An 18,687-nucleotide genomic window follows, 5' to 3' on the forward strand; every position below is an offset into this window, starting at 1 on the left:
GTACTATTTTTTTGAGTTTGCAAATATAGGAATTAAAAAAATAATTAATCAAGCTAATTCGTTAAATTTTAATTACATAAACATTTACTTTTGCAATCTAAGTATTTTGCAATGGATTTTCATAACATATTGATAAAATGGTATTTACAGCACCAGCGTGATTTACCGTGGCGAAAAACGGTCGATCCGTACCAGATTTGGCTCTCAGAAATCATGCTTCAGCAGACTCGAGTTGCGCAAGGAATGCCTTATTTTTTTTCATTTACTCAGGAATTTCCTACCGTAAAACATTTAGCAGATGCTTCAGAAGAGAAAGTTTTGAAACTTTGGCAAGGTCTGGGGTATTATTCTCGAGCTCGTAATCTTCATAAAACAGCTCAATATATATCTAATGACTTAAATGGAGTTTTTCCTGATTCTTATAAAGAGCTGCTAAAACTCAAAGGTGTTGGCGAATATACAGCCGCTGCAATCGCTTCTTTTTCTTATAATGAAGCGGTCCTGTAGTAGATGGAAATGTGTTTAGGGTATTGACTCGTTATTTTGATATTGAATCTGATATTGCGCTTCCAGCAACCAAAAAAGAGTTTGCCGCTTTGGCACAGCAATTAATGCCTAAAGATAATCCAGCGATATTCAATCAGGCCATAATGGAGTTTGGTGCGCTGCAATGTGTTCCTAAAGGTCCTAATTGTGCAATTTGCGTTTTTAACGAAAGCTGTGCTGCTTTGCAAAAAGGAAAAGTAAATACGCTGCCCGTTAAGTCAAAAAAGATTAAAGTAACCAATCGTTACTTTAATTATTTGATTTTAGAAGATGCTAAAGGAAATACATTAATTCAAAAAAGAACTGCAAAAGGAATTTGGCATAATTTATATGAGTTTCCGTTATTGGAAACGCAATCAATTGTTGATTTTGAAGAGATTTCTCAAACAGTAAAAAATGAGATTTTTGCAAAGTACACTATTATAAGTATAGAAGATTGTAGAGAATCGACCCTTATACACAAGCTTTCGCACCAACATTTACATATTCAGTTTTGGAAAATTAAAGTGAAAGAAGAAGTTGAAAATGGAGTGGATGCTCAAAAATTGAAAACTTTTCCTTTTCCTATTGTGTTGTATAATTTTATAGAAAAGCAAGAAATAAATTGCTAAAAAAATGTATCTTTGGGAGAAATACCACCAAAACTATGAACGGAACATTAAATAAAGTGATGCTTATTGGCCATTTAGGCGATGATGTAAAGATGCATTATTTTGATGGAGGAAACTGCATCGGACGTTTTCAGCTGGCTACCAATGAGGTATATATCAATAAAACGACTAATGAAAAAATAACCTCTACAGAATGGCATAATTTGGTTGTGCGTAATAAAGCCGCAGAGATTTGCGAAAAATATCTTTCTAAAGGAGACAAAATTTATGTCGAAGGAAGAATAAAATCTCGCCAGTGGCAAACAGAAGACGGAACGACAAAATATACGACCGAAATTCAGGTAACGGAGTTTACTTTCCTGACAACTAAAAAAGAAACTGCGTATACTAAACAAAACCAGGATACAGAGTCGGCAAAAAACACTAACTTTGATGCTCCTGAAGGGCTTCCAATTAACGATCTGCCCTTTTAAACGATGTTTAACTAATTTTATGCAATTTGGACCGGAGCCCAGTTTACTTTTTTCTACAAATCTTGACGCCAATTTAATTATTGGTTTCGTCGGAATTTTTATTTTATTATTTCTTTCAGCAATCGTTTCTGGTGCCGAAGTAGCTCTTTTTTCTTTATCGCAGCAAGACATCGATGATTCTTTAAATGATAGTCCAGCAAAAGGTAAAATTATTTCGAATCTACTAGAAAAGCCCAAAAAGCTTTTGGCAACTTTATTGGTAGCGAATAACTTTTTTAATATTGGTGTAGTAATCTTGTTTGCTTATATAGGGCAAAATATTTTTGCCAATATAAGTTCGCCAGCCTTTAAATTTACTCTAGAGGTAATTTTAGTTACTTTTTTAATTTTATTATTTGGCGAAGTGCTTCCTAAAGTTTACGCAAGCAGAAATAGTATTCGTTTTGCTAAGCGAGTTGCGTATCCGCTGGCATTTTTAGACAAAGTGCTTTCTCCAATTAGTTTGCCAATGCGCGCCGTTACGATATATTTTCAAAATAAATTAGGAAAGCAAAAAAGTAATTTTTCTGTTAATCAACTTTCTCAGGCATTGGAACTTACAGATTCGGAAGGAACATCTACAGAAGAACAGAAAATTCTGGAAGGAATTGTTTCTTTTGGAAATACAGATACAAAACAGGTAATGAGTCCGAGAATTGATATTTTTGCATTGGAAATATCAGAAACATTTGCGGAGATTTATCCTAAAATTATAGAAACTGGTTTTTCGAGAATTCCGGTTTATCGAGATAATATCGATCAGATTGAAGGCGTGCTTTTCGTAAAAGATTTATTGCCTCATATTGATAAAGAAGAATTTGACTGGACTTCTTTGATTAGAGAAGCGTTTTTTGTTCCTGAGAATAAAAAATTAGATAATCTGCTAAAGGATTTTCAGAGCTTAAAAAGCCATTTAGCCATTGTGGTTGATGAATATGGAGGTACTTCTGGATTAGTTTCTTTAGAAGATGTTATCGAAGAAATTGTTGGAGATATTAGTGATGAGTTTGACGATGAAAATCTAAACTTCTCGCAGATCGATGAAAATAATTTTCTTTTTGAAGGAAAAATAAACCTGAAAGATTTCTATCGAATTGTAGATGTCGACGAAGATGTTTTTGAAGCTCACAAAGGAGAAGCCGAAACATTGGCCGGATTCATTCTGGAGATATTGGGTAATTTCCCCAAAAAAGATCAAAAAGTGCCTTTTGAAAACTGTATTTTCACCATAGAAACAGTGGATAAAAAGCGTGTAAAACAAATAAAAGTAACCATAAATAAAAATGTTTAATAAAATACTTTCAATAACAGTAATTTTGCTTGCTCTAACGGTTATAAGCTGTAAAAATGATGTTTTGCCAAAACCAGCAAGTTACCTGCGATTAGATTATCCGGAAGCAAAATATGTGAATTTTGAAAACAATTGTCCGTTTGCTTTTCAAATGAATGAAGATGCAATTATCAAAGGAGAGAAAGAATGCGGATTTGCTATCACATATCCAAAGATGAAAGCGACCATTTATTTGACATATAAGCCTGTAAATGGTAATATTGATAAGTTATTGCGTGATGCACAAAAACTGACTTACGAACACGTTATTAAAGCCGATGATATTTTGGAACAGCCGTATTTAAATCCGCAGAAAAAGGTTTACGGAATGTTTTATCAAGTGGATGGAAATGCAGCGACAAACTCTCAATTTTACGTTACAGACAGCACAAAACATTTTTTAATAGGTTCTGTTTATTTTTACGCAAAACCAAATTTCGACTCGATTATGCCTGCCGCGAGTTACGTTAAAAACGATATGCAGCGTTTGATGGAAACATTGAAATGGAAATAAAAAAAGGATTCAATTTTGAATCCTTTTTTTTTACGTTTAAAAGATTATTTTTTATTAGTTATATCTATAGCTATGTATAATATTCCGTAGGAATATCTCGTCGGTAGAAAAAAGATAATGTTGTGCTGCATCGTGTCCTGTAGGGATACCTGATTTTTAGAAAAATCGAATGTGTTTATCAAACGTTCCTACGGAACGTATAATCATAATTCAAATTTAATTCTACTACTACTACTACTACCAACCAGACATTCCTACGGAATGTTTTTACAAAAAAAAAGCACTCAATTGAGTGCCTATTTGATTTTTAATCTAGAATTTAAGATTTAAAATTCGAAACTTTATATGTTTTTCCATCTCCAGTTTCTTGAACCACTTTTGTTAAAGATTCTGAGTTTTGGATTGTTTTATCAAAACTTACCGTTGCAGTTTTTTTGTCAAAATCGACAGTTGCTTTATCAACTCCGTCAAGATTAGCTAATTCTTCTTCTATTGTCTTTGCGCATCCCATAGCACAAGTCATTCCGTCAATTGTAAAGCTTGCTGTTTGAAGATTTTCGGCAGCAATAGGTTTGTGCTCTTTTGGAGCACTTTTTTCTGCATTTACGACTTCAAGACTTTTGTCTTCTGCTTTTTTACATCCAACAAATACTAAACCAGCGATTGCTGCAGCGAATAAGATTTTTGAAATTTTCATTATATATAAATTTAAAAATTGCGAATATGATTCTTGCAAAATTAATAAAAAGAGAATGCTTAGTTCGTAAAATAATTACAAATTTGCAGTAAATAACAATTTATGGAAACAAAACAGTTAAAGTGGATTTACTTGACTATTCTTTCTCTTATCTGGGGAAGCTCTTTTATTCTGATAAAAAAAGGATTGATAGGCTTAAGTGCTGTTCAAGTAGGATCGTTTCGAATTATTTTTGCTGCTTTGTTTTTATTGATTGTGGGTTTTAATAGTCTGAAAAAGATTTCTCGTCGCCAATGGAAATATGTCGCCATAACTTCGCTTTTCGGAACTTTCATGCCGGCCTATCTTTTTGCCATTGCAGAAACTCAGGTTAACAGCTCAATTGTAGCGATTTTAAATTCGCTAACACCCTTAAATACTTTGATTTTAGGAATTATAGCATTTGGGATTCAGTTTCAAAAGCGACAGGTTTTAGGTGTTTTTGTCGGACTTGTAGGTTGTCTTCTTTTGGTTTTAAGCGGAGATTCTGCAAGTGGAACTCAAAATTACCTCTATGTTTTATTGGTTGTTATTGCAACGCTTAGTTATGCTATCAACGTAAATCTGATTAAAAAATATCTTCACGATCTAAATTCTGTAAGTATCACAACAGGAAATTTTGCAGTTTTGCTTTTGCCGGCATTAATCATTTTAAGCACAACCGATATCAGTCAGAAAATACATTTAGCAGAAACACAACATTCTATACTTTTTGTAGCGATTTTAGGTGTTCTTGGGACAGGAATCGCGAACATTCTATTCTTTAAACTAATTCAGATGTCATCGCCAGTTTTTGCAACATCTGTGACATATTTAATTCCGATCGTAGCATTCTTCTGGGGATTGTTAGATAACGAATTCCTGACGCCAATTCAATCTGTCGGGGCGTTTATTATTTTGATTGGAGTTTATTTGTCGGCGAAGAAGTAGTTTTTTTAATGTAAAATGTTGCTTGTAAAAGGTAAAATGTAATTTGATGCGAATGTCACCGCTCAGCCTGACAAAAGAGGGGCTTTTTTCTTTAATAGTATCAAATCATTGAGCCTAACAAAACTTAGTAAATAAAAAAAGCTTTGTCAAAGTTTTAAACTTTGACAAAGCCTTAAAATCTTAGGTTCTTAGCAACTTAGTATCTCAGTATCTCAGAACTTAGCATCTTTTAAAGAAAATCTTTCTCAGAAACTCCTTCGTTGATCTTAATGTCAGACATTTTAATATCCAATTCAAAACCAACATTCTGAACTAAGTTAAAAGGAACCTTAACGCCTTTTACTTCTTTATAATCGTTGAAATTAGTGATTTGTTCAACTGATTTTCCGCCTTGTTCGCGAACTTTAGATTCTGCAGTTTTTAATCCAGATTTAACGTCGTAATAATACTTTGTTTTGCCATCTTTAATTACGTAAGCATCATTTCCGTTAATTGGTTCAATTCCTTCTACTTTAAGGTCTGTTCTTTTTACAAGTTGTAATTCTTCAAAAGGAGCGGCATTAGCTTTCATTTCGGCTAAATCTTCACCTTCAAGGTTTTTTCTTTGGCCTTGCTGTTCAACATAAGCGCCTTTTTCGTTAACCACCTGTTTCATTAAATTCATAGTTCCCATAGAAAGCGAAACCATCATTTTTCCTTTTGAATCTAATTTAGAAATAAAAGTTAATGGATTAGGAGCCTGCGGAACCGTTGTTGTGCCGTTCATGTATAATGTTTTTACTGCGGTAACAGCTTTTTCTCCACCAATTGCATTAATGTAGTTTTCAAAAACCGTTTTTGCGCTAACATCTTTAGGAGCCTCTTTTTTGTAGCAGGTTTTTCAACTGGATTTCCGTATTTGTCGAAATAATGAATCGGAATTTGTAATTTTTCTAAACCAGGAAGTACATCAGAACCTTTACCAACAATTACGATACGCATATTGTCTAACAAGAAATACTTGTTGGCTACACGATAAATATCATCGGCAGTAACATTGTTAATGGTCTGAATGTATTTTTCGTAGAAATCTGCAGGAAGTTTTTCTGTTTCAATGTTCAAAGCGTAACGCGCAACAGCTTGCGGTTTTTCAACTTGCATTACAAATCTTCCGATATAACCTGCTTTTACATTTCTTAAAACTTCTGGATCAACTCTTTCTGTTCTAATTCGCTTTATTTCTTTAACGAATTGAACAACAGCGCTATCTGTTACCGTATTTCTAACAGCAGATGAAGCCTTAAATTTAGTAACATATTTCCCGCTTCCAATACTAGAGCTTGCTCCATAAGTCCAAGCATGCTGTTCGCGTAAATTCATGTTTAAGTAACTATTAAAATCGCCTCCAAGAATTTGATTCGCAATAACGGCAGGGAAGAAATCTGGATCGTTCATTCTTAAATTTACCGTATTTACTAATGAAATTTCAGATTGAACCGCATTTGGAACATCAACAAAATCGATTTGTAAGCTCGAAACATTTACAGGAGTTGGATAAGTGTTTTTTGGAGCAGTCTGCTTTTTCCATCCGCTGAATAATTTCTCAACAGCCGCTTTTGCTTCTTTAAATTTGACGTCACCAATAATAACTAAATAAGCATTTTCTGGAACGAAATAAGTATTGTAATTGTTTTGAACATCAGCAAGAGTTACATTTTTTACAGTCTCTTCAGAAAGATATTCTCCTACCGGATGATTTTTTCCAAAAGCCAAAACATCAACCACTCGGTTTGAAATGGCAGGAACGCTTTTTTCATCGGCTTTAAGGCCTTCCAAAAGTTTTGCTTTTTCTTTATCAAATTCAGTTTGAGTGAAGTTGGGTTGTAAAGCACCTTCTGCTAAAAGCTCTAAAACGCGGCCAGAATACTTTGACAATGAACTTGCATAGGCGCCTTGAGAAGTAAAGTTGATATTAGCGCCGTAAAAATCAATTTCTTCGTTAAAAGCTTCTTTGGTTGTTTTTTTAGTTCCGTTTCCAATTAAGCTGCTGGTCAATTCGTCAACCCCTTTTTTGTTGCCTTCGGTAAATGGAGCATTATCTAAAGTAAGTGTATAGCTCACTCTAGGTAATTTGTGGTTTTCAACAACTAAAACTTTCATTCCATTTGCTAAAACAAAGGTCTGCGGTTTTTTGATGTTGACTACTGGGGCATTTCCTGGTTTGGGTTGTGGACGATCTTGTGCTTGCATAATTCCAGTTAGGAAAATAAGGATTAAAAAAGGATATATTTTTTTCATGATTCGATATTCTTAGTTTTGAGATTTGGCATTAGGAATATAATCTAAAATCAAACGCTGATTCGGATTCAGGTATTTCTTGGCAACTTCTCTAATTTCTTCTCTCGTAATAGAATGGTAAATGTCGATTTCAGTATTAATTAAATTGACATCTCCGTACAGAAGATAATAAGAAGCCAGATTTTCTGCAATTCCTTCTACGCTTGCGTTGGCATTTACGTAATTGTTATCGAATTTGTTTTGTAATTTTTGATAATCTTTTTCAGAAATAAGATCGGTTTGGATTTTTACAATTTCCTCATCCATTTCCTTTAAAATATCATTAATGGTGTATGGTGCCATTGGCAGTCCGTAAAGAATGTACATTCCGTAATCTTCTTGGCTAAATCCTACTGCGCCAATTTGTAACGCCATTTTTTTGTCGTCAACTATTTTTTTGTAAAGTTTAGAACTTTTCCCATCACTTAAATAAGAAGAAATCAAATCTAAAACCCTAGCATCTCTGGTTTTCATTGAAGGCGTTCTGTAGGAAGCTACAATCATTGGAATCTGAATATTCGGATCTTCGTAAGTTGCTTTAATAGTTTGGTTTATAGGTTCTTCTGTGTAAGTTTGTTTTTTAACTTCTTCGCCTTTTGGAATTGGTCCAAAATATTTCTGAATCCATTCTTTTGTTTTTGTTTTTTCAAAATCTCCTGCAACGACCAAAACGGCATTATTTGGAGTGTAGAATTTTTTATTAAAAGCTTGGAATTCTTCAAGAGTTGCTGCATCCAAATCTTTCATAGAACCAATTGTAGTCCATCTATAAGGATGATTTTTGAACATGTTCTTTTTAACCTCAGGAAGAATATTTCCGTACGGCTGATTGTCATAACGCATTCTTTTTTCTTCTTTTACGACTTCATTTTGCGTGTCAACTCCAATCTTATTAATAATAGGATGCATTAATCTTTCAGATTCCATCCATAAGCCAAGTTCTAAACTGTTAGAAGGAAAAACTTCATAATAATAAGTTCGGTCATCAGATGTGTTGGCGTTGTTTACACCTCCATTTGCAGTAACAATTTTCATCCATTCCCCACGTTTTATATTTTGGGTTCCTTCAAATAATAGATGTTCAAAAAAGTGAGCAAATCCAGTTCTGTCAGGACGTTCGTCTTTTGATCCCACATGATACATTACTGAAGTGATAACGACAGGAGCAGAAGGGTCATTGTGTAAAATGACATGTAGGCCATTGTCTAAGTCGTATTCTTCGAAAGCTACTTTTTGGGCATGAGCCACTCCGCCAAGCATTAATGCAGCACTTAACATCATTACTGATTTTTTCATAAAGATTAATAATTTTAAAATATCAACATATAGTAGGTAGACAAGAGTTGATTTTGGTTACATCAAAAATAGTTTTTTTTAATTACGAATTGTAGATTTGGTTTTAAATAAATACAATTTTAACAATCTTTTACTTTAAATTAATTGTGTTTTATGTGCAGAACTACTTGAAAAACAAGGTTTTTTCGGGTAAAAATATTTTTGCTTCTAGGGGTTGCATAGTAAATTATTAGTTGTATATTTGCAACCTTAAAATTCAATAAATCAATTTGATATGTATGCAATCGTAGAGATAGCAGGGCAACAATTTAAAGTAAGCAAAGACTTAAAGGTTTATGTTCACCGTTTAGCTAATGAAGAAGGTTCAAAAGTTTCTTTTGACAAAGTTCTTTTATTAGATGATAATGGAAATGTAACTTTAGGCGCCCCAGCTATAGAAGGTGCTTCAGTAGAAGCTAAAGTGTTACAACACTTAAAAGGTGATAAAGTTATCGTTTTCAAAAAGAAAAGAAGAAAAGGATACAAAAAAAGAAATGGTCACAGACAATATCTTACACAAATTGTAATTGAAGGTATTACTGCAGCAGGAGGAACTAAAAAGGACAGCTAAAAAAGCGGTTGTAGCAGAAGAAGCAGCTACTGAAGAAGTAGAAGCTCCAAAAGCAAAAAAAGCAGCTCCAAAAGCTAAAAAAGAAGCTACTAAAGAATAATAACAATATTTAAACTCATACGTCATGGCTCACAAGAAAGGTGTCGGTAGTTCGAAGAATGGTAGAGAATCAGAATCAAAACGTTTAGGCGTTAAGATTTATGGTGGACAAGCTGCTATTGCTGGGAACATCATCGTTAGACAAAGAGGTTCAAAACACAATCCAGGTGAAAACGTTTACATTAGTAAAGATCACACTCTTCATGCAAGAGTTGCTGGAGTTGTTAAGTTCCAAAAGAAAAGAGATAACAAATCTTATGTATCTATTATTCCTTTCGAGGCTTAATAATTTAAGATTACTTTTTATAAAAAACCCGTTCAGAAATGATCGGGTTTTTTTATTTCTATAGCTTTTTTGGAAAGACTTTAAAACTTACATTTGTTTAGCCTCTTTAAATAAAAAAGTTTGAAAAAGATTTTATTATTGTTTTTGTTGTGCTGTCTTGGCACTTATGCAAATACTCCTTCGGAAAATATCGTAAGTCATTTAAGTACTTTAAATGAAAAACAGAAAAAAACTTTATATGAATTTGAAGTTCTAAAAAAGAATGGCTTTAAAACAGATCAATTTTGGGAGGAAAACAAAAAATTGTTTCCAGAATTTGATTCTAAAACGAGAGATGAATTAGCGCAGCAGATTTTTGAAAATTCCAAAGTAATCTACGAACCTCAAAAAAACTCCAGAGTTCAAATCTGGATGCAGACTCAATTGTTTACCAACTGGATGTTTTATTTGTCGGCCTTTATTGCTATTTGTGCGGTTATTGCACTCTTTAAAAAATATTGGAGTTTATGGATTGGATTTCTTCTTAAACGTTTAGAGCCTGTTTTAAGATATTTATTTTCTCCCTTATTGTTGACTCTCGAACTTTTGATAGTAGGACTCGCTTGTATCTTTTATGCCGTTTCTGTTGAGGATTTTGTAGTGCGAACAGTAATTATTCATTTGGGACTATTTTTATTATGGAGTCAGTCAACGGCTTTGTTTACTAGAGAATATTGGGTTAAAAAATACGTTTTTCAGATCGGAAGTAATTTCTGGGGAAAAATCCCTGGGAGACCATAAAAACAATATGTCTGCCAGCTGTTTTGGTTACATTGGCTCTTTGGTATGTATTGTATAAAGTTCCCACAGATATTTTTTATAACTACGAAATTGTGGTTTCAGCAATTGCTGCAATTTATGCTTTACCGTTTTGGCGTACATTGGAAAAATTTATGTATCCAATTTTATTTCCTTTTAAGAATGAAGGGTATAGAGAAAGAAGTATCAATTCTCTAGGCGCATGTACAGTTGTAGCGGTTGTTTTGACTATTGTTCTTGTGCTGCAATGGAATGCTGTTTTTTATAATGTTATTGCGGCATTCATAAGTTTGGAGATTTTTTCGTTTTTAATATTGTCATTGAAAATGAATCACAAACGCAGTCTTAGAAATTATTATTTTATACAATTGATAACGTTCCTTTTTCTTGGTGCGGTTTTTCTATACGGTTTTTATTTTGGCTTATACGAAGTGATCTGGTTTGCCATTATAGGGTCAACCTTATTTGTAATAATAAAGTATATGGAAGTCTTTTCTTTTTTCTCAAATTGGAAAAGAGGAAGAGGTTGGGCTTGGAAATTATTGGGACTTGCTTTATTGTTGTGGTTAATGGGCAAAGGTATTTTGTATGTTTCTAAATTTGTCTTTTCTTAATTGAAATTATAAAATATTGTTTTCTTTTTTCCACTTGCGAATTCTGCCTCTTGCATTATTGTAAGGAGATGCCGTATTAAATTGTATCATTCTACCCAATGTCCACTTTTCATACCAAGCGGTTTCATATAATTCGGTATTGGATTTTTCTTCAATTAAAGAAAGAATCTTTTGAACGGTATTGTTTAGTTTGGCGCATAAGATATTAAAGTCGTCTTTTTCATAATCCTTATAGAATTTTTGTGCCAGTTTTCCCAATTCATTCCATTTGTAACCTGTTTCAGGAAAATCAACCGTTTCGTTTAGTTCTTTCTTTGTGTTCCATTTTAGCACCAATTCTCCCCATCCTATTAAATAAGAAACAAGATTGTTAATGCTCATTAATGTATCTTTTACATGCCCGTGTAAGTTTGGGATTGTGGTGGATTCTTCAGGAATTTTAGATAACTCTTTTTTGAGCTTGCTGTAATTGGTTTTGATTGCAGTTTGCAATTCTTCTTTGTTTGTCGGAATAGCCATGATTTAAGAGAGTAAAACTTTATCAAATTTATATAAAAAAACCTTTGTCAAAATTTTACACTATGACAAAGGTTGATATGTTGAGATCCAGTTTGGAAATTGGAATTTTGTTGATTGGAATTTGAAATTTTAATCCTCAGTATCCTTAGTTTCTTCCAGGTCTTCTGTTTTTCTTCCCACTTTTACTTTTGGATTATCCTGTGTTCCTGTTACGGTTAACGGAATTCCAAAAATACCGAAAGGAGGCAGTCCTAAACGCATTTTTAGGTTCAGTCTTCCGTCTAAGCTTGATGTTCCTTCAATTCTTGGTCTAAAGCCAGCAAACTTAAATTTAAAGCGTTCTACAGTTATAATATTGTTTTTAACGGTTGTTTTAATATCTACTTTCGAAAGATCTGGATTTTTCATAGATTCAGAATTGGTTTGTTTGCTTACCGCATTAAACATTTTCAAACCTCTCACTTTTACATCTTTTACAGAAAGTGTCCCACCGCCTACAAGAGAAGGATAGACAGGATCCATATTTGCATTTAAGCGACCTTTTAATTGATAATCTAAAGAAACAATCCCTTGTGCTTTCTCTGCAGCGCTGGCCATTTTTCTGAAAACTTCGATTTCATTATAGGCTCTTTTAATATCAAAATCTGTGGCTTTTATAGCGTAATCAAAATTTGCTTTTTGCGGAGTTACGGCTTGATAATTGGCGTTCATTGAAACGTTGCATCCAATTAAGTTGAAACCAGTATTTTGCATAGTTAATTTACCATTTTTCATGGTTAAATTTCCAGTTGCATTTTGCAGATTTAGTTTGTCGAAATTAACTTTTTGTGCATTTGCGAATAACTGTAAATTCAAATTGTTTGGAATGATAATAACGCCAGTTTGGGTGTTGTCTGATTGTTTGGCTTCTGTTTTTGGAGCTGAACTTTCTGTTACGGGTGTATTAGGATCTACACTCGACATAAATTCGTCAATATTGATATATCGAGAAGTAACTTTAAAAGAACCTCTTAAAACGCCTGTATTAGTCATGGCGTAATTGAAAACATTCTGCAAATAACCATTCATTTTAAAATCAGATTGTCCGTAAGCGGCCAAGAAATTATTGAACGACATTTTATCCTGATTGATTTTGAAAATTCCTTCTTTGATAATGAATCTCTTTGAAAGATATTCAGAAGCAATTCCGATGTTTCTTAATTCAAGAGTTCCTTTATTGTTTAGTTTGCTGTAATTTCCTTTTTCGGCATCGCTTTGTTTTCCTTTCAAAGACAAATCTGCTTTTACGAAACCGTCAAGATCAAGGCCTTTTTGCGAGAAAACTTTATAAATTCTGCTCACATCCAACTCTCCTTTTGCTTTTATGTCATAATTTAAATCGTCAAAATTGCTTAAATAAGCTTGCACAAAAACCGGTTTTCCTTCAAAAGTGAATTGAGTTGGGGTTAAGTTTATTTTTAAATCCTCAAAAGTTCCTTTTTGGTTTTCGATTTTCGATTTAATAGTAATGTTTGTAATCGGATTTGGGTAATACGGTGTTTTCAAATAGCCATTTTCCAAATTAACAATTCCGTTTGTAACAGGAAAACGCTTGTTTTTTTGATCGAATACTCCGTTTGCTTTTACATCTCCAGCCAAAGCTCCTTTTAGCTCAATGTCAGGAATTCCAAGTGCTTTGGTTAGTTTTTCAAGATCAATTTTAGCTTTAAAATTGGCGTTAATTTCAGGTGTATTTACTCCTTTAACCAAAAATGTAGATTTTAAATAATCCTGATTAATGTTTAAAGAAAGGTTTTTTGCATCGACAATAACCAGATCCGGATTTAAAGACGGAACCTTTGTTTTGATGTCTAAATTTAAGTTTGAAACAGGAAATGCGCTTTTGTTATAATTGACAAAACCGTCGTTTATCTTTACATCTAAATTCAAATCTGGAGCAATATTTTCCGAAGCAATATACTTTCCTTTTAAGGTAAGTAAAAGATTCGTATTTCCTTTCAATTCGGTTTTAGAAAGCCAAGTAATGTATTTTGGAGGAAAAGCGGTAAAAACATCATATAGATTGCTGTTGTCAGATTTAATGACAAAATCCATGTTGTAACCATCTTTCAAAATGTCAAATTTTCCTTTAAAGTCAACCAGAAGCTGATTGATTTTAAGGTTGTTTTGTTGGAAAAAGAAAGAAAGCGAGTTGATGTTGACTTTTGTGATCAAATCAGCATCAATTTTTTTGTTCATTAAATAAGGTTCGTCTTCATAAACGATATTCAGTTTCTCGATTTTAGCTTTCGAATACAAGTCAAAAACGGCTTTATTTAAATCTCCTTTTCCTAAATAGTTAAATCCGTAAGCGTCAAAATGGACTTTTGTCGATTTATCATCGTAAATAATTTTACTATTTAAAATCTCAATTCGCTCTAATTTTAAGGCAGTGTCGGAGCTGTCTTTTGGTTGCGAAGCCTGTTCCTGAGATTTGTAAATGTTGTAATTGGCTTCTCCATTTGGATTCACTTTTACATTTATAAAAGAATCGGATAAATAGATCTGGTCAATTTTTACCGATTTGCTGAAAATAAGACTCGCTACATTGATTCCGAAAGAAACCTCTTTTGCAGTGATAAATTTTTCGTTTGTATATGGAGCTGAACCATTTAAACTTAAATTATCTAAAGTTAAAGTAAGAGAAGGAAAATGGCGGAAGAATGAGACAGAAACGTCAGAATAATTTAGTTCTGCGCTTAATCTTTCATTAGCTGTTTTCTTTATTTGCTCTTTTATTTGATCCTCAAAGACGATAGGCGTTAAAAATAATAATCCTATAATAACCGCGAAAGTTATTCCGAAATACTTCGCAATTTTAAAAACGATTGATCTGGATTTACTTTTCTGCATAGCGAATAGTGGTATTTAAATATGAAAATAGAGTAATAAAAAAGAGCGTAATTTATCCGTGAACGGTTTCGTTTTTACCATAATTAGTAATAATCGAACCTTCATATTCAATCCATTCTTTCCAGCGTTTATCAATGTCAATATTATCTTGATATTTTCTGGCAAATCCTAAAAATGTAGTGTAATGACCAGCTTCAGAGATCATTAAATCGCGGTAGAATTTTGCCAATTCTTCATCTTTGATGTTTTCAGAAAGTACTTTAAAGCGCTCGCAACTTCTAGCTTCAATCATGGCAGAAAACAATAATCGGTCGCAAAGTGCATCTCTACGGCTACCATCTTTTTTCATGAACTTAAAAAGTACATTTACGTAATGATCTTTTCTTTCGCGGCCTAAAGCAAGTCCGCGTTGCTTTATAATGTTATGAACCATCTGAAAATGTTCCAGTTCTTCTCTAGCAATTTCAAGCATTTCGGTTACCAATTCTTCGAGTTCAGAGTTGTAAGTAACGATACTAATCGCATTTGAAGCCGCTTTTTGCTCGCACCAGGCGTGATCCGTTAAAATTTCTTCGATATTTGACTCAACGATATTTACCCAGCGAGGGTCTGTAGCTAATTTTAATCCCAACATAATTTCCCACCATTTAGATTTTGCAAAATTAGTGTTTTTTTACCACCGAATTTCAGGAAATTGGGTGCAAATCAGCGGAAAATAGTATTATTTTGTAATATGAAACAAAGATTATGAATCAAATCAAAAAACTTTTAATTATAGGGTTTGTCTGGCCCAGCCAAAGTCTTCTGCAGCAGGTGGAAGAATGATGCAATTGATTTCTATTTTCAAAGAAAATGGATTTGAAATTACTTTTGCAAGTGCGGCTCAGGATAGTAATTTTATGGTTGATTTGTCTGATTTTGGAGTAATAAAAAAGAACATCGAACTCAATTCTTCCACTTTTGATGATTTTATCTTGGAATTAAATCCAGATGTTGTCTTGTTTGATCGCTTTATGATTGAAGAACAATTTGGGTGGCGCGTAATTGAAAAGTGTCCAAAAGCGATTAGAATTTTAGATACTGAAGATGTACATTCTTTAAGAACGGCGAGACAAAAAGCTTTTAAAGAAAATCGGATTTTCGAATTGGAAGATTTATTGTCTGAAGAAGTGGCAAAACGAGAAATTGCGAGCATTTTAAGATGTGATCTGTCTTTGATTATTTCTGAATTCGAAATGAATATTCTAAAAGATGTTTTCAAAATTAATGAAGACTTACTTTTTTATCTTCCGTTTTTGGTGGATGAAATGAAAGAGGAAGAACTTTTGAAATTGCCTTCTTTTGATGAACGGAAAAATTTCATTTTCATTGGAAACTTTCTTCATGAACCGAATTGGAATACTGTTCAATATTTGAAAGAAGCAATCTGGCCTTCTATAAAAAGAGATTTTCCAGAAGCCATTTTGGAAGTTTACGGAGCATATCCCTCACAAAAAGTACTGCAATTGCATCAGCCAAAAAATGGTTTTTATATAATGGGAAGGGCAGAAGATGCCAATGAAATTGTAAAAAAAGCTAGAGTAGTTCTAGCGCCAATTCGTTTTGGTGCGGGTTTAAAAGGTAAGCTTTTAGAAGCGATGCAATGCGGAACGCCAAGTGCGACAACGTCAATTGGTTCTGAAGCAATGCATGAAAATTTGCCTTGGAATGGTTTTATCGAAGATGATTCGGTTGAGTTTGCAAAAAAAGCGATTGAGCTTTATAAGGATGAAAATCTTTGGAAACAATCACAAAAAAATGGAATCGAAATCATTAATAAATGCTATCAGAAAAGCGCTTATTCAAGTCAATTGATTTCATTGATAAATTCACTTTTAGTAGATTCTAAAAGCCACCGACTTCATAATTTCATGGGAAATCTGCTGCAACATCACGCTTATACAAGTACGAGATACATGTCTAAATGGATAGAAGCGAAAAATAAGTAATTAGTAACAGTTTTACAGTAATCAGTAAACTGCGACTCTAAACTAAGTATCCATTTTTCCAAAACCTACCGTTTCGCGATAGATTTGTGGCGAAACATCGGCATTAGTTTTAAAGAAACGACTGAAATAATGTTCATCATCATAACCTAATTCGTATGCAATTTCTTTTACGGTTTTGTTGGTTAAATACAATTCTCTTTTTGCTTCAATGATGATTCTTTCCGAAATTAAATCTGTTAAGGTTTTATTGAAATAATTCTTAGATAATTTTGCCAAGGCTTTTGGGGAAATGTTCAATAATTCAGCATAGTTTCCAGCAGAATGTTTCGTTTTAAAATTCAGTTCAATGGCATCTTTTAAGTTTTGGAGAATGACAGGTTCTTTGGAATCTGGAACCGATTTCATCTCTTCCAATTGCTCTGTTTTTAATCTTGAAGCGGTAATTAAAAATATTTTCAAATAAGAAATCAATAATTCATACTGCGCTAATTCTGCGTTTTGAATTTCAGCTTTCATCTGATCAATTACCATATTAAAAGTTTGTGAAGCTTGTTCTGTAACCTGAACATACGGAGGCTGATAAATATTATTGAATAAAACGCCATTGCAGGAAACCTCTTTTTGATGCATGTGAATGCAATAGAAATCAGAATGAAAATGGATTGCGATTCCTTCAATTGGTTCGCTCACGCAAAGCATAAAAGGCTGGTAAGGCGAAAAAGCAAGAAGTGAGTTTTCTTCAAAATGATGTTCTGCAAAATCGGCTTTTACTTTGCCTTTTCCTTTGGTTACCCAAATTAAGGAGTAATAGTTGTTTCGTTGCAAATGATCAAAATGGCTGTTGTCGCTAAACGGAAGAATTTTAAAAGCCAAATTTCCATTTTGCGGATTTATTAAGGTAAAAACATTTTGAGCGCTCATATTCGGTTTCATTTTTAAAAATATAAAGATAGTTATGAAATAAATTCACAACTATCTTTATAAATTGTTTTTTGTTATAGTGATTGCGTAAATCTTGATTTAAACTGCTGGAAAATCAATTTCAGTATTTGCTACATTATTAAAGTAGTTTGTCAATACATTCAAAGCTACATGAGCGATAGTTTCTGCAATTTCAGCATCAGAAACTCCTGCGTTTTTAGCTTTGTTTACATCTTCGTCATTTACTAAACCGCCTTTGCTGATTAGTGTTTTAGCCAATTGTAAAATCGCTTCTATTTTAGCATCATCAGAATTTCCTGTTCTCGCTGCTTTTAAAATTGCAGGATCTGCTTTTACTAGTTTTTCTCCAATAAATGTGTGTGCTGCTAAACAATAATCGCAAGAGTTGCTTTCTGAAACCGCCAATGCAATTAATTCACCTGTTTTTGCGCTTAATTTTCCGTGACTTAATGCACCGCTCAAATTCAAATATCCTTCCAAAACGGCTGGAGAATTTCCCATTGTTCTCATCATGTTTGGAACAACGCCTAATTTTGCCTGAACTGCGTTGAATAAATCTTTAGTTTTTCCTGTTACTTCTTCTGGGTTTAAAGCTGTTAATCGTGTCATTTTATTTAATATTTAATTGTTATTATTTGTTGTTGTCTTTTGACATTACAAAGTTGCGACGATTACAGATTTTAAAACATGGAGAATGTACGCTATGTGATGGACAATTTTCCCCGGTGGTTTTTCAGGAGCTAATCCCGCTATCCGTTGCAATCTTTTGTGCCGAACCCCGGCGCAAAAGGATTTCCACTTCTATCGGGGCTAGAACTCTCGTTTTCATAAGATTGTTTTCGTTTAGTTTGTCATTTCGGAACTAGAAATTGCACTAGAGATTCTGGGAATAATTAACTCAATCTTGTCATTTCGACGAAGGAGAAATCTTCGTAAGAAGCTCGACAAAGATTAGGAATGTTCTGTGTTTTTCCATCCAGTTTGTCATTTCGACTGAAAGGAGAAATCACACTAGAAACTCCGCAAAGAAAACCTCCAATCTTTGTGGTTACGAGTGTGATTTCTCCTTTCAGTCGAAATGACAAATATTGCGTAAAAAAAATAGGTTGTGCTTGAAAAGACAACCTATTTTAAAATAATATTCTTGA

The 18,687-nt window shown here is 33.3% G+C and carries 15 protein-coding genes and 4 pseudogenes; 10 read left to right on the forward strand and 9 right to left on the reverse strand.

All coding sequences use genetic code 11. The annotated features are described in order from the left end of the window. Positions 1 to 111 precede the first annotated feature (111 nt). The 4 genes and pseudogenes from mutY (at position 112) to gldD (ending at position 3,513) form a co-directional block, all read left to right on the forward strand. A pseudogene (gene mutY / locus ACPWTF_RS15645) lies at positions 112 to 1,157 on the forward strand (A/G-specific adenine glycosylase). Between the two features lie 35 nt (positions 1,158 to 1,192). Beyond that, entirely contained in the window at positions 1,193 to 1,630 is a 438-nt protein-coding gene (locus ACPWTF_RS15650) for a single-stranded DNA-binding protein (protein WP_095928033.1), read from the forward strand. A gap of 19 nt (positions 1,631 to 1,649) precedes the next feature. Beyond that, a complete protein-coding gene (locus ACPWTF_RS15655) occupies positions 1,650 to 2,960 on the forward strand; it encodes a gliding motility-associated protein GldE (protein ID WP_427872021.1) in 1,311 nt (436 codons plus the stop codon). After that, the gene (gene gldD, locus ACPWTF_RS15660; RefSeq protein WP_427872022.1) at positions 2,953 to 3,513 is read left to right on the forward strand and encodes a gliding motility lipoprotein GldD; all 561 of its coding nucleotides are present in this window, start codon (positions 2,953 to 2,955) and stop codon (positions 3,511 to 3,513) included. Before ACPWTF_RS15655 ends, gldD begins: the two co-directional genes overlap by 8 nt. A gap of 319 nt (positions 3,514 to 3,832) precedes the next feature. Here gldD and ACPWTF_RS15665 read toward each other — a convergent pair whose 3' ends face one another. Next, positions 3,833 to 4,210 carry a heavy-metal-associated domain-containing protein gene (locus ACPWTF_RS15665; RefSeq protein ID WP_250834223.1) on the reverse strand — a complete coding sequence of 126 codons (378 nt, stop codon included), beginning with the start codon at positions 4,208 to 4,210 and terminating at the stop codon, positions 3,833 to 3,835. Between the two features lie 102 nt (positions 4,211 to 4,312). On the opposite strand from ACPWTF_RS15665, the gene ACPWTF_RS15670 reads away from it, so the two are divergent. Beyond that, entirely contained in the window at positions 4,313 to 5,179 is an 867-nt protein-coding gene (locus ACPWTF_RS15670) for a DMT family transporter (protein ID WP_427872024.1), read from the forward strand. A gap of 229 nt (positions 5,180 to 5,408) precedes the next feature. On the opposite strand, the pseudogene ACPWTF_RS15675 reads toward ACPWTF_RS15670, so the two are convergent. Both ACPWTF_RS15675 and ACPWTF_RS15680 read right to left on the reverse strand, forming a co-directional pair. After that, a pseudogene (locus ACPWTF_RS15675) lies at positions 5,409 to 7,456 on the reverse strand (M16 family metallopeptidase). A gap of 12 nt (positions 7,457 to 7,468) precedes the next feature. After that, a complete protein-coding gene (locus ACPWTF_RS15680) occupies positions 7,469 to 8,791 on the reverse strand; it encodes a M16 family metallopeptidase (RefSeq protein ID WP_427872026.1) in 1,323 nt (440 codons plus the stop codon). Positions 8,792 to 9,065: 274 nt separating this feature from the next. Between ACPWTF_RS15680 and rplU the strand changes: the two are divergent. The 4 genes and pseudogenes from rplU to ACPWTF_RS15700 all read left to right on the forward strand — a co-directional run bounded on the left by rplU (position 9,066) and on the right by ACPWTF_RS15700 (position 11,198). Further along, positions 9,066 to 9,501: pseudogene (rplU, locus tag ACPWTF_RS15685) on the forward strand (50S ribosomal protein L21). 24 nt (positions 9,502 to 9,525) lie between these two features. After that, positions 9,526 to 9,786 (forward strand): 50S ribosomal protein L27, encoded by a 261-nt coding sequence (rpmA, locus tag ACPWTF_RS15690; protein WP_012023622.1) that lies wholly within the window; start codon positions 9,526 to 9,528, stop codon positions 9,784 to 9,786. A gap of 120 nt (positions 9,787 to 9,906) precedes the next feature. Beyond that, positions 9,907 to 10,566: a hypothetical protein gene (locus ACPWTF_RS15695; protein ID WP_427872028.1), complete on the forward strand. Its 660-nt coding sequence runs from the start codon at positions 9,907 to 9,909 to the stop codon at positions 10,564 to 10,566. Between the two features lie 23 nt (positions 10,567 to 10,589). Continuing rightward, entirely contained in the window at positions 10,590 to 11,198 is a 609-nt protein-coding gene (locus ACPWTF_RS15700) for a hypothetical protein (RefSeq protein WP_427872030.1), read from the forward strand. A gap of 6 nt (positions 11,199 to 11,204) precedes the next feature. Here ACPWTF_RS15700 and ACPWTF_RS15705 read toward each other — a convergent pair whose 3' ends face one another. The 3 genes from ACPWTF_RS15705 to ACPWTF_RS15715 form a co-directional block, all read right to left on the reverse strand. Continuing rightward, on the reverse strand, positions 11,205 to 11,717 hold the full coding sequence (locus ACPWTF_RS15705) for a ClbS/DfsB family four-helix bundle protein (protein ID WP_427872032.1): 513 nt from the start codon (positions 11,715 to 11,717) through the stop codon (positions 11,205 to 11,207). A gap of 129 nt (positions 11,718 to 11,846) precedes the next feature. After that, complete coding sequence (locus ACPWTF_RS15710) at positions 11,847 to 14,609, reverse strand: AsmA-like C-terminal region-containing protein (protein ID WP_427872034.1); 2,763 nt, start codon at positions 14,607 to 14,609, stop codon at positions 11,847 to 11,849. 52 nt (positions 14,610 to 14,661) lie between these two features. Further along, positions 14,662 to 15,243, reverse strand: a complete 582-nt coding sequence (locus ACPWTF_RS15715; protein ID WP_095928023.1) for a tRNA-(ms[2]io[6]A)-hydroxylase — start codon at positions 15,241 to 15,243, stop codon at positions 14,662 to 14,664. A gap of 113 nt (positions 15,244 to 15,356) precedes the next feature. Between ACPWTF_RS15715 and ACPWTF_RS15720 the strand changes: the two are divergent. Further along, a pseudogene (locus tag ACPWTF_RS15720) lies at positions 15,357 to 16,597 on the forward strand (glycosyltransferase family 4 protein). 42 nt (positions 16,598 to 16,639) lie between these two features. Here ACPWTF_RS15720 and ACPWTF_RS15725 read toward each other — a convergent pair. From ACPWTF_RS15725 to ACPWTF_RS15735, 3 genes are all read right to left on the reverse strand, one after another. Next, on the reverse strand, positions 16,640 to 17,530 hold the full coding sequence (locus ACPWTF_RS15725; protein ID WP_427872036.1) for a helix-turn-helix domain-containing protein: 891 nt from the start codon (positions 17,528 to 17,530) through the stop codon (positions 16,640 to 16,642). 87 nt (positions 17,531 to 17,617) lie between these two features. Further along, on the reverse strand, positions 17,618 to 18,148 hold the full coding sequence (locus tag ACPWTF_RS15730) for a carboxymuconolactone decarboxylase family protein (protein ID WP_427872038.1): 531 nt from the start codon (positions 18,146 to 18,148) through the stop codon (positions 17,618 to 17,620). Between the two features lie 284 nt (positions 18,149 to 18,432). After that, positions 18,433 to 18,663, reverse strand: a complete 231-nt coding sequence (locus ACPWTF_RS15735) for a hypothetical protein (RefSeq protein ID WP_427872040.1) — start codon at positions 18,661 to 18,663, stop codon at positions 18,433 to 18,435. Positions 18,664 to 18,687 lie beyond the last annotated feature (24 nt).

The sequence above is a fragment of the Flavobacterium sp. MMS24-S5 genome (assembly GCF_050320125.1).
GTDB lineage: Bacteria > Bacteroidota > Bacteroidia > Flavobacteriales > Flavobacteriaceae > Flavobacterium > Flavobacterium tyrosinilyticum.